Genomic DNA, 11,411 nt, shown 5'->3' on the forward strand with positions numbered 1-11,411 from the left:
CCGTGTCGCGGTGATGATCACCGTTGTGTTAGCCGAGATTCGATCTCGGACACACGGGCGGCGCCCCAGGTTTCGGTGATGTCAGCCTGATGGCGATTGTCCGAAATGAACCTAAATTTTGGGAAAGATCCCTCGAAAAGGCGTACAGCCAACTGGTGTACGCCTTTATCGCGCCCAGCCCAGCCCACGGCTTCCACGCGGCCTTCGCACGGCTTCCGCGCGGCTTTTTCGCACTGCTTGCGTGCGCGGCATTCGCGTACGGCGGCGGGAAGGGTCTTGCTTTGGGGTTTGCCTTGCGGTTTTGCTCTGGGCGGGCCGGTCAGCGGCGGGTGACCGGCCAGACCATGCGGACCTCGGTGCCCGGGCCGTCGTCCACCGGGCGCACCTGTAGGTCGTCGACAAAACCGGCGAGCAGCGCGAAACCGACGCCGGTGGTCAGAGCGTCGTCGGTCAGCGACTCGTCGGCCAGCTCGTCCGGCGGCAGCTTCGTCAGGCCCACGCTCGCCTCGATCGGCGCATGGTCGATGACCCGCACCGTATACGAGTCCGAGTCGGACATCTCCACGGTGACGAGCTCGGAAAGGCCATACTGCCGGTGCAGGGTGACCGCCCGGGTGCAGGCCTCACCGATCGCGAGGCGAACCTCGTCGAGCAACTCCTCCGCCACCCCGGCGCGGCGCGCGACGGCGACACCGACGAGACGGGCGGTGCGCACATGCACCGGGGCCGGCGAGAAGGAGAGTCGAACGGTGGCCATCACGAAGCGGGACCGCTGCCGTCGCGCTCGGTGGCCGCCTCGACGGTCGGGAAGATCGGGAAGACCTGGTCCAGAGCGGTGATCCGGAAGATCTTGAGCAGCGGCTCCTTCGCGCACACCAGACCGAAGGTCCCCTGCGCGGTACGCAGCCGCTTCAGTGCGCCGACCAGCACGCCGAGCCCGGTGGAGTCGAGGAAGTCGACCCGCTCCAGATCCACCACCACGTCGCGCGCACCCGCATCCACCAGCTCGATGAGACGCTCGCGCAGACGGGGGGCGGTATAGACATCCACCTCTCCGCCGACCTCGAGCACGGTGTGCCCGGCGACGGTCCGGGTGGTGAGTGACAGCTCCATCGGTCCTCCTCCCTGATCTCTCCCCCCGCGAAATCTAACCACCGACGGTTCGCGGGCGACGCATGGCACCCACCGTCCTACCCGTTTGAGGTTCGGGCCATACGGGTGTCACAGTGCAATGCGTGACCTCCACCGCCTTCGGTCCCACCGAACTGTTGCACCGGTTGCGGGCCCGGACGACCGTTTCGGCAGTGTCTCCGGTCACACATATCGAGCGGGTGCCCGCCCGCGAAGGACGCCCGGCACCGTGGCCCACCTGGACCGATCCGGTCGTCCGCGACGCCTTCACCGCACAGGGGATCACCGCGCCCTGGGAGCATCAGGCGGCCGCGGCCACCCTCGCCCGGGAGGGCACACACGTCGTGCTGGCCACCGGGACGGCGTCCGGGAAATCCCTCGCCTACCAACTGCCGGCACTCAATGCGCTCGCCGAGGACCCTAGAGCGACAGTGCTCTATCTGTCACCCACCAAGGCGCTCGCCGCCGACCAGTTGCGCTCGCTGCGGAGGCTCGGACTGGACGGGATCCGGCCCGCCACCTTCGACGGCGACACCCCGCGCGAGGAGCGCGACTGGATCCGGCAGCACTCGAGGTTCCTGCTCACCAACCCGGACATGCTGCACCACAGCCTGCTGCCCGGGCACGGCCGGTGGGGCGTGTTCCTGCGGCGTTTACGCTATGTGGTGATCGACGAGTGCCACACGTACCGGGGCGTGTTCGGGTCACACGTCGCCCACGTCCTGCGCCGACTCCGGCGAGCCACTCTGCGGTACGGCTCCTCCCCCACCTTCATCCTGGCCTCCGCCACCTCGGGCGACCCGGCCGGCTCCGCCTCCCGCCTGACCGGCCTCCCGGTGACCGCCGTCACCGAAGACGGTTCACCGAGCGGGGCGATGACGTTCGCCCTGTGGGAGCCACCCCTCCTGCCACCGCCCCCCTCCTCGGCCGCATTCGCGACTCGCCCTTCGGCGTCGCCCGCACCTGCACCCCGGCCCTCGCCTTCGCCCTCCCCGTCCTCCTCGTCGGGCAATTCCGATATTTCGGAATTCTTGCTTGAGGAGGATGCTCCGCCGATTCGGCGGTCCGCCCTGCGCGAAACCGCTGACCTGCTCACCGACTCGGTGGTGGCCGGCACCCGGACGCTCGCCTTCATCCGGTCGCGGCGTGGGGCCGAGGTCGTCGCGTCACTCACCCGGCAGTCCCTGAACGAGGCGGTGCCCGGGCTCGGTGACCGGGTCGCCGCCTACCGGGGTGGTTACCTGCGCGAGGACCGGCGGGCCATCGAGCGCGCCCTGCTCTCCGGCGAACTCCTCGGGCTCGCCTCCACCAACGCGCTCGAACTCGGCGTCGACCTGACCGGGCTGGACGCCGTGCTGATCTGCGGGTACCCCGGCACCCGGGCGTCGCTGTGGCAGCAGGCCGGCCGGGCCGGGCGATCGGGGCAGGAGGCGCTCGCCGTCCTCATCGCCCGGGACGACCCGCTCGACACCTACCTGGTGCACCACCCCGAAGCGATCTTCGGCCCCGACGTCGAGGCAACGGTTCTCGACCCCGGGAACCCGTACGTGCTCGCCCCGCAACTGTGCTGCGCCGCCTCCGAAGCGCCGCTCACCCCCGCCGATCTCGAACTGTTCGGCGAACCGGCCGGCGCGATCGTGGGACAGCTCGTCACCGAAGGGGTGCTCCGGAAACGGCCGTCCGGCTTTTACTGGACCCATCGCGGGCGGCCCGAGGTCGACCTGCGCGGCACCGGCGGCGCACCGGTGTCGGTCGTCGAAGCGGCCACCGGGCGGCTCCTCGGCACCGTCGATCACGGATCGTCACACGTCATGCTTCATCCGGGGGCGGTTCACCTGCACCAAGGCGTGTCGTACGTGGTGGACGACCTCGATCTGGAGGACGCCATCGCCCTCGTGCACCAGGAGGAACCGGACTGGACGACCCACGCCCGGGACGTCACCAATCTGTCGGTGGTGAACGTCCGATCGTACGTGGATGCCGGTCCGGTCGGGCTTTTCCTGGGCGACGTGGACGTGACCAATCAGGTCGTCTCGTATCAGCGACGGCGCCTGCGCAGCGGCGAGATCATCGACACCCGGCCGCTCGATCTGCCGGTCCGTGAGCTGCGGACCGTCGCCGTCTGGTTCACCGTGTCACCGCAGGCGCTGGTCGCGGCCGGCGTCGAGCCCAGCGAGTTCCCCGGGGCGCTGCACGCGGCCGAACACGCCGGGATCGGGCTGCTGCCGCTGATCGCCACCTGCGACCGGTGGGACATCGGCGGGCTGTCCACCGCCAACCACGCCGACACCGAGGCGCCGACGGTATTCGTCTACGACGGCCATCCCGGTGGCGCCGGATTCGCCGAACGCGCCTACCGGACCGCCGCCGAATGGCTCGGCGCCACCCGGGAAGCGATCGCGTCATGCGTCTGCGAAAGCGGATGTCCCTCGTGCGTGCAGTCACCCAAATGCGGCAACGGAAACAACCCGCTCAACAAACCCGACGCGGTCAAGGTGCTCGACGTCGTGCTGAACAATTTGCCGATACCGGGTAGCCTGCCTCCCCGATGACTCACCCGATGACCTCCCCGACGAAAGCGCAGGCCGCGACGGCCGGCCGGGCTCCTCGCCTGGCCGCCCTGGACGGTCTGCGCCTGATCGCCGCGCTGGCCGTCGCGGTGTACCACCTGAGCGTCTCGTGGCGCATCGACGGGCACAACCCACCCAGCTACTTCCTGCCGAACTTCTCCCACCTGGCCATCTACGGCTTCCTCGGTGTGGAGCTGTTCTTCCTGATCAGCGGGTTCGTCATCTGCATGAGCAGCTGGCAGCGCGGGCTCGGGGAGTTCTTCGTCTCCCGGGTCGGGCGGCTCTACCCCGCCTACTGGGTCTGCATACTGATCACCGCGTTCGTGGTCGGCCTGTTCCCGGTGGTCGGCGGCGTGCCCGTCTCCGGCACCCCCGATCTGGCCGAGATCGCGGTCAACATGACCATGTTGCAGGAGCCCCTGGGTGTCGCCATGGTCGACACCGTTTACTGGACACTCTTCATCGAACTTCGTTTCTATCTGTTGTTCGCCGCACTCGTCGCATTCGGTCTGACCTATCGTCGAACAGTGATCTTCTGCGCGGCCTGGATGGCCGTCGCCGTGATCGGCCCGACCGTCGACAGCCGCATCGTGAACGTCGTCGCCATTCCGGAATACGCGCCCTATTTCATCGCCGGGATCGCCTCTTTCCTGATCTACAAGTTCGGCCGCTCCCCGCTGCTCTTCGCGATCGTCGGCTTCGCCTGGCTGGTCAGCCTCAAACGGGTCGAGGACCGGGTGGCCGACGTCAACCCCGGCTTCGAGGTACCGACCTGGCCCGGCATCGTCATCGTCACCCTGTCCTTCGCGGTGGTCCTGGTGATCGCCCTGGGCTGGACCGACCGGATCCGCTGGGGCTGGCTCACCACCGCCGGGGCCCTCACCTACCCGTTCTATCTGCTGCATCAGCGCATCGGGTACAGCTTCGTGCGCTACACCCATGAACACACCGGCCTGCCCGCCTGGCTCCTGATCGCCGGTGCGATCCTGCTGGTCCTGGGCTTGGCCTGGCTGGTGCACCGCTACGCGGAACGTTCGCTGGGCCGCTGGCTGCGCCGAGTCATGCGCCAGGCCGTCCACGACATCCGCCGCACCTCGGCCACCGACGCCGCCACCCCGGCCACCCACCCCACCGCCTCGGCGGCTTCGACCAGCACGATCGATGGACGCGGCGAGGTCGGCACCGGGACTACGGCGGCGGCTCCGTCGTCAGGGTCTTCGCCGGCGGCTGACGTTGTCGAACCTGCCGATGACGCTCCGCAGCAGCGGCGGCTACCGCCCGATGGGCGACTCCAGGACGCCTCCCACCACTGAGGACACCGGTCCGGCTCGTGCCGCTCCCTCGGCGCCGGCCGGGAAGGCGCCGAAACGGACTGATGTCCGGACCACGATCTCCAGCCCGGTGACCTCGCAGCCGGTCATCCGGGCGCCGTTCGCCCGGACGTAGCGGTCCGCCACAGCGCACGCCGCCGCCTGCCCTTCGATGGTGTGGGCGGCACCGGCCAGGGCTCCGAAGTCGGCGGCGTTGCCCGCCTGGTGCCGGGCGACCCGGGCAGCCCCGACGGCCGTTCCCGCCAGGCCGACGAGAACCACCACCAGCCCCACCGCGAGCACGAAAACCGAAGCCGCCCCACGGTCATCTCGTAACGAAAGACCCATTTACCATCCTTCCATCTGTCGCCCCGTCACGCCGTTCGACAGGCAGGGGCAGGTTGCTCAGAAGCCGATCTGTTCGGGCTCGCGGGCCGCTACCGAGCGACCGCTGACGGTCAGGCCGGGTAGGTCCCAGCCGAGCATGCGAACCGGTGCCGACACTTCGGCGGTGACGCTGTCGCCGCCGCCCACCCGGATCGAGGCGCCGTCCGGAGCGATCCGGGCCGCGACGCCCAGAGGTGGATCGCCACGGGATTCGGCCAGGGCGGCCTCCCGTGCGGCGTCCTGGCACTGCATCTTGAGTGAGATCGCCGACACCCCCGTCAATCCGAAGCTGAGCAGCAGCATGAGCGCCGGCAGCCCAGCCGCAAGTTCAGCCGTGAAGGCACCCCGGTCCGGGTCACCGACCCCCGAGAGGGGATCGATCTCCCCGACCCCCGCAGGGAAATCGGGCACCGCGAAGGAACAGGTCGCCGCGCGGGAACCGGTCCCCGCGAAAGAGGGGGTTCCCGCGTGGGAGGCGGGTTCCGGGAGGGTGTTCGCCTCCCGGGTGGGGGTGGGCTGAGTGCGGCTGGGCTGCCGGCTTCGTCTCACTTCAGGGCCCGCCCGATCACTGCGGTGAGGGCCGACTGCACGGAGCCGCTCGTCACTACCTTGAGCAGCACACCGGCGAAGGCCACCGCGGCGACCGTGCCGATGGCGTACTCGGCGGTGTTCATCCCGGCGTCCGCGGCCTCGGTCTGGAGCCGCCGATACCGGACGATGATGTTGTGCACTGGACCTCCTCGTAACGTGGTGCGGCGCCGGTGACGCCGAACCGGGTGTTTCACGAACGCGGCGCCGATCAGCGCCGCGGGTCTATCGAGCACCTACCGGTCACATCACCTCCCGGATGATCGCGACCAGTACGGGAACCAAACCGGCCAGCAGGAACGCCGGGAGGAAGCACAGTCCGAGCGGCAGCACGATCAGCACTCCGGCCCGCTGGGCGGCTGCCTCGGCGGCCACCGCGCGGTCCGAACGCAGGTCACCGGCCAGGCGTTCCAGAGCGCCGGACAACGCTCCGCCGCTCGCGCTGGACCGGACGGCCGCCGTGATCAACCGGTCGGCCTGCGGGACTCCGGCCAGATGCGCCCAGGCCTCCGCCGGGGTCGCACCGAGCCGCAACGACCGGGCGGTCCGCTGCAGCCGGGCCCCCAACGGACCGCCGACGGCTTCGGCTACCGCGGCTATCGAGCTGTCCACCGCGGTACCGCCCTTCAGCGCGGCAGCCAGCAGATCGGCACCGAGCGGCAGGTCGGCGAGGACCTCCACACGTTCCTGGCGGACCTCGGCCGGTTCGAGCCGCCGCAGGAAGCGGTCCACGCCGACCGCGACCGCCATCCCGGCCGGCACTCCCCACACGGTTCCGATCAGCCCGGCCACCGCCAGGCCGGTCACGATCGACAGCAGCAGCCGGGTCCGGGCCGGCGACTCCTTCCGGGGCCGGGCCGGCGACTCCTTGGTCGGTGGCCGGGATCGCCGGGCCGGTATCAGCAGCAGAACAGCGGCCGTCACCGTGCACCCGGCCACGACCAGGCCGGTCACCGCGACACCTCACGCAACGGAACCGGAGCGACCAGAACGGGGACGGCATCGACCTCAACAGGCGAGGAAACACCCGGCGCGGAAACACCGGCCGCGGGAGAACCAGGCACGGAAGAACCAGGCGCGGAGGGCTCGACGGCTGTCGCGAGGCATGTGGACGTGGTGGTCACCCCGTCGACGCCGAGCAGCGCCGCCACACAGCAGTCCCGCAGCGGCACCCGGACCGGCCCACCGGGGCGCAGCAGAGCCGCCACTCCGCAGCTCACGCCGTCACCTTCCCGGTCAGTCGCTGGGCCCATTTCAGGCCGGCGACCTGGAGGATCAGCGCCCCGACCGCGCACCCGGAACCCCAGGGCGTGTGCAGCAGCACGTCGAGCGGGTCACCCCCGATGGCGTAGCCCATCCCGATCCCGGCCACCGGCAGCACGGCGAGCATCACCGCCGTGGTCTGCGATCCGGCGGCCTGCGCCCCGGCGGCCCGCGCCGAACGATCAGCCGTCCGCCCGTCCCGCTCGATCCGTTCGAGCAGGTCGGCGGCGGGCGCTCCGGTGCACTCGGCGAGATGCCAGACAGCCGAGGTGAGCCGCGCGAGCCGGGCATCGGCTGAGAGGGCCGGATCAGAGTCCGGCCGAGACGCGCCGAGGTCGGAAGGCCGGGATGCGGCAAGGTTTGCAGGCTGGGACGCGCCGAGGTCTGAAGGCTGGGATACGGCGAGGTCTGAGACCCGGGACGCGGCGACGATCACCGGCGGGACTCCGGCCCGGAGTTCGGCCACCAGGTGGGCGATCTCGTCCAGGTCGGCGGCCCGCCGCGTCTCGACCCGCCGGCGCTTCACCCGGCGGTCCCACTCGTGCGCGCCGAGCCCGGCGTAGGCGGCCGCGATCAGCGCCCCCACCGGCCCACCGAGCACCCCGGCGGCCACGGTGACCACGCCGACCGCCGCCACCGCCAGCCGCGGCCCGCCGGACACGGCAAGCCGGCGCAGCCGGCCCGGGTCGATCCGGGTACGCGGCCCGAGCAGCCGTTCCCGAGCCGCCGACCCGGGACGGGCCGCGACCACGGCGGCAGCGATCAGCAGTACCGCGAGCAGCCAGTTCACCGCGACCACTCCTCGATCACCGGCGGCACCGGGCAGCCCCGGTCCCGGAACAGCCGGGCCAGATGTTCGGCGCCCGGCCCCGCACCCCGGTCCCGGTGCCACGCCGGGACCACGGTCGCCAGCCGGTCACTGCCGGCGGGCCGGACCACACCGATGGAGTCCAGGTGCCGGCCCGCCCCGGTACGCCGGACGTGCAGGACGACCTGCAGAGCCGCCACCACCTGGGCGTGCAGGGCAGCCCGGGGCAGTCCACCGAGCAGCCCGAGCGCCTCCAGCCGGGCCGGAACGTCACCGGGCGCGTTGGCGTGCAGCGTCCCCGCCCCGCCTTCGTGACCGGTGTTGAGCGCACCTAGGAGGTCCACGATTTCGGGCCCTCGGCACTCGCCGACGACGACTCGGTCCGGGCGCATCCGCAGCGCCTGCCGGACCAGGTCGGTCAGCCCGATGGCGCCCGCGCCCTCGACGTTGGCGGTACGCGCCTGCAGGGTGATCACGTGCGGATGGACCGGCTGCAGTTCGGCGGCGTCCTCGACCAGCACGATCCGTTCGGTGGCCGGGACGATGCCGAGCAGCGTGGCCAGCAGGGTGGTCTTGCCGCTGCCGGTGCCGCCGGTGACGAGGTACGCCAACCGGGCCCGCACCACCGCCGCGAGCAGGGTGGCCGCGTCGGGGGTGACGGTGCCGTGCCGGACCAGGTCGTCGAGGGTGAACGGCCGCTGCCGGAACGTCCGCAGCGACAGGTAGGGCCCGCTGGTGGCGACCGGTGGCAGGACCGCGTGCAGACGGGTGCCACCGGGCAGGCGGGCGTCCGCGTACGGCTGGCCGTCGTCGAGCCGCCGCCCGCAGGCCGCGACGAGACGCTGGGCGAGCCGGCGCACCTCCGCGGTGTCGGTGAAGGTGACGGCGGCCCGTTCCAGCCCGGCGCCCCGGTCGATCCAGACGTCACAGTTGTTGACGAGCACGTCGGTGACGGCCGGGTCGGCCAGCAGCGGCGCGAGTGGCCCGGCGCCGACGAGCTCGTCACGCACCTGGCCGGCGATCCGCAGCACGGCCGTGTCGCCGAGGACCGCTTTGTCGCGGCGGACCGCGGTGACGACGGCGGCCGGCGTGGCTTCGGTCCCCTCGTACGCGAATCGTCGGCGCACCTCGTCGGCGATCGTCATGCCGCGTCCGCTTTCAGGGCGGTGCCGGTCAGGTCGCCGATCAGGCGCAGGCAGAGGGCGGCCAGCGGTCCCCGCCCGGTGGCCGTGGGGGCCTGACCCTCCTCGATGCCCTGGCAGACGGTCTTCTCCGGGCGGATGGTGCCGGCCAGCGGCAGCTGCAGGGCGGTGGAGATGTCGCGGGGCCGCAGTTTGCCCGGTGCCGGTCCCCGTACGACGACGGCAAGGTCTTCGCAGTGTTCCCGGACCGCGTCGGCGGTGCGCCGAGCGGAGGCGGCGGCCCGCAACTCGGCCGGCACGACCAGCAGGGTGCGCTGGGCGGCCTGGAGCGCGAGCACGGCCGCGTCGTCGAGTTGCCGGGGCAGGTCGGCGACGATCACGTCCCGGGCGCGCTGGGCGGCGTGCAGGGTGGCGGCCATCGCCTCGCTCGGCACTCCGGGCAGCTCGGCCCGGTCGAAGGAGAGCAGCACCAGGTCACCGCGGTGCGGCAGAGCGTTCAGCAGGGCCGGTGGATCGACCCGCCCGTCGGCCTCGGTGAGGGCCGGCCAGCGGAGGCCGCCGACGTCCTCCCAGCCGAGGACCAGGTCGAGGCCGCCACCGAGCGGGTCGGCGTCGATCAGCAGGGTCCGGAAGCCGTTGCGGACGGCGGTGGTGGCGAGCCCGGCGGCGAGGGTGCTCGCGCCGGCGCCGCCCCGGCCGCCGATCACCGCGATGGTGCGGGCGGTGACCCGCCGGGCGGGGCCGTCGGCGAACTGGTCGACGATCCAGGGCGCGGCCTCGGGCAGGATCGCCACGTTCTCGACGCCGAGCAGCTCGGCGATGTGCCACGACGGGGTGACGGTGCCGGACTGCCCGACCAGGACGACCCGGCCGCGGCGGGGCAGCCGGGCGCGCAGGCAGGCGACCGCCTGGTCGACGCCGACCAGCACGAACAGGGCGGCGGACCAGCGGGGGCGGGCTCCGGCCGGGTCGGGCGCCACCTCCGGCTCGGCTCCGCCGGCGGCGGCGAGCCGGAGCAGTTCATCGAGCAGTTCGGGGTCGGCGGTCACGATCAGAGCGCGGCGCGGGACGGGCATTCGCTGACCTCCAGCGGGGACGGGCGGTGGGTGGGCGACCACCTTCGCCGCGCCCCGGAGGCCCCGGCAACCACGCGCTGTGGACGGCACGCCACTGTGGACGAGCCGCCCGCTCGCCGGGTGATCTGATAAGCGGCGCGTGTGCCCGAGCGGCGGTTGGGTATTTTGGGAGGCTCAGACGAACCGTTGGGGTGGGCATGGAGACTTCGATCCGGACGACCTCCGGCGACGACGGCATGGTCACCGTCACCGTTCTCGGCGAGGTCGACTTCTCGAACGCCGACGAGGTGGCGCAGGCCCTGCACGACGCGATCACCGACTGGTCGCCGCAGGTGCTCCTGATCGACCTGGCCGATGCCACGTTCATCGATTCGACGGGTCTCGGCGCCCTGATCGAGGGCTATCGCACGGCGTCGGCGCAGGGCGCCGATTTCCGGGTGGTCAATCCGAGCGACACGTTCCGCCGGGTGCTGACGGTGACCGGTCTCTCCGATTTCTTCGGATTGATCGAGACGGAAATCGACACCGAACGGACCCAGGCGACCGGCGCCTGAAAAGGAACGACCCCCGTCGGGGGAGACGGCAACAACTCAATCTTGAACAGCGCCGGCGGTTGAAACCCGCAGCCAGCCTCACGCCTGACAACATCGACTGCCATCCGTTGTCGTCGGTTGTCGGTCCGGCCGCTGACTTTCTGCTGACTGGCTTCTACTTGTTGCGCAAGAACTTGATGCAGCCCGCAACACACCTGCCCTGGCTTGTCCCCGCATGCCGTTGATCTGCGAGTAAGACGTCACATCTGGCATCGCCTGCCAGTATCGAACGGCCTCGGACGGCCCACAGACGGCCCAGAGAAGAGTCGTCAGGACTTAGGAACAGCGAACCGCCGACCTTCCAATTTTCGTACCAAGAGTCATCTTATCGACTGGCATCAGACAGGGGCACGCAACAATGCTGGTCCGAGATGAGACCGGGTTGTCGCCCGTAGCTGTCTGGTTCCATATGCGACTCACGCGTCTATGAGCAATCCGTAAGCAGCGCACGATCGCGAGCAGTGCACATAGGGGTGGACCGAGCGCCAGACGGGGATGACTTCCTCATGAAGCGCCACCACCAGCAACAAAGCGCATACCAAA

General features: G+C 70.9%; 13 protein-coding genes. 3 read left to right on the top strand and 10 right to left on the bottom strand.

What is annotated here, in order from left to right:
* Nucleotides 1-319 precede the first annotated feature (319 nt).
* Together Aco03nite_RS33540 and Aco03nite_RS33545 are read right to left on the bottom strand one after the other, a co-directional pair.
* Nucleotides 320-760, bottom strand: a complete 441-nt coding sequence (locus Aco03nite_RS33540; RefSeq protein ID WP_203802326.1) for an ATP-binding protein — start codon at nt 758-760, stop codon at nt 320-322.
* On the bottom strand, nt 757-1,113 hold the full coding sequence (locus Aco03nite_RS33545) for an STAS domain-containing protein (RefSeq protein WP_203802327.1): 357 nt from the start codon (nt 1,111-1,113) through the stop codon (nt 757-759). The genes Aco03nite_RS33540 and Aco03nite_RS33545 overlap by 4 nt, the downstream gene beginning before the upstream one ends.
* A 113-nt stretch (nt 1,114-1,226) precedes the next feature.
* Here Aco03nite_RS33545 and sftH point away from each other — a divergent pair, with 113 nt between their 5' ends.
* Nucleotides 1,227-3,683, top strand: coding sequence for a DEAD/DEAH box helicase (gene sftH, locus Aco03nite_RS33550; RefSeq protein WP_203802328.1), 2,457 nt, complete (start codon nt 1,227-1,229; stop codon nt 3,681-3,683).
* 8 nt (nt 3,684-3,691) lie between these two features.
* Nucleotides 3,692-5,014 (top strand): acyltransferase family protein, encoded by a 1,323-nt coding sequence (locus tag Aco03nite_RS33555; protein WP_203802329.1) that lies wholly within the window; start codon nt 3,692-3,694, stop codon nt 5,012-5,014.
* Here Aco03nite_RS33555 and Aco03nite_RS33560 read toward each other — a convergent pair.
* The 8 genes from Aco03nite_RS33560 to ssd form a co-directional block, all read right to left on the bottom strand.
* Nucleotides 4,973-5,359: an Rv3654c family TadE-like protein gene (locus Aco03nite_RS33560; protein WP_203802330.1), complete on the bottom strand. Its 387-nt coding sequence runs from the start codon at nt 5,357-5,359 to the stop codon at nt 4,973-4,975. The two genes, Aco03nite_RS33555 and Aco03nite_RS33560, sit on opposite strands and share 42 nt — an antisense overlap.
* Before the next feature lie 57 nt (nt 5,360-5,416).
* The gene (locus tag Aco03nite_RS33565) at nt 5,417-5,701 is read right to left on the bottom strand and encodes a TadE family type IV pilus minor pilin (protein ID WP_239145659.1); all 285 of its coding nucleotides are present in this window, start codon (nt 5,699-5,701) and stop codon (nt 5,417-5,419) included.
* A gap of 242 nt (nt 5,702-5,943) precedes the next feature.
* Nucleotides 5,944-6,117: a DUF4244 domain-containing protein gene (locus tag Aco03nite_RS33570; RefSeq protein ID WP_275415930.1), complete on the bottom strand. Its 174-nt coding sequence runs from the start codon at nt 6,115-6,117 to the stop codon at nt 5,944-5,946.
* 112 nt (nt 6,118-6,229) lie between these two features.
* The gene (locus Aco03nite_RS33575) at nt 6,230-6,940 is read right to left on the bottom strand and encodes a type II secretion system F family protein (protein WP_203802333.1); all 711 of its coding nucleotides are present in this window, start codon (nt 6,938-6,940) and stop codon (nt 6,230-6,232) included.
* Nucleotides 6,937-7,206, bottom strand: a complete 270-nt coding sequence (locus Aco03nite_RS33580; protein ID WP_203802335.1) for a hypothetical protein — start codon at nt 7,204-7,206, stop codon at nt 6,937-6,939. The genes Aco03nite_RS33575 and Aco03nite_RS33580 overlap by 4 nt, the downstream gene beginning before the upstream one ends.
* Nucleotides 7,203-8,039: a type II secretion system F family protein gene (locus tag Aco03nite_RS33585; RefSeq protein WP_239145660.1), complete on the bottom strand. Its 837-nt coding sequence runs from the start codon at nt 8,037-8,039 to the stop codon at nt 7,203-7,205. The genes Aco03nite_RS33580 and Aco03nite_RS33585 overlap by 4 nt, the downstream gene beginning before the upstream one ends.
* Nucleotides 8,036-9,202, bottom strand: a complete 1,167-nt coding sequence (locus Aco03nite_RS33590) for a TadA family conjugal transfer-associated ATPase (protein ID WP_203802346.1) — start codon at nt 9,200-9,202, stop codon at nt 8,036-8,038. Before Aco03nite_RS33590 ends, Aco03nite_RS33585 begins: the two co-directional genes overlap by 4 nt.
* Nucleotides 9,199-10,248, bottom strand: a complete 1,050-nt coding sequence (gene ssd / locus Aco03nite_RS33595; protein WP_203802523.1) for a septum site-determining protein Ssd — start codon at nt 10,246-10,248, stop codon at nt 9,199-9,201. Before ssd ends, Aco03nite_RS33590 begins: the two co-directional genes overlap by 4 nt.
* A 224-nt stretch (nt 10,249-10,472) precedes the next feature.
* Between ssd and Aco03nite_RS33600 the strand changes: the two genes are divergently transcribed.
* Nucleotides 10,473-10,829 (top strand): STAS domain-containing protein, encoded by a 357-nt coding sequence (locus Aco03nite_RS33600; protein WP_203802349.1) that lies wholly within the window; start codon nt 10,473-10,475, stop codon nt 10,827-10,829.
* Nucleotides 10,830-11,411 lie beyond the last annotated feature (582 nt).

Source organism: Actinoplanes couchii (assembly GCF_016862075.1).
Taxonomy (GTDB): Bacteria; Actinomycetota; Actinomycetes; order Mycobacteriales; family Micromonosporaceae; genus Actinoplanes; species Actinoplanes couchii.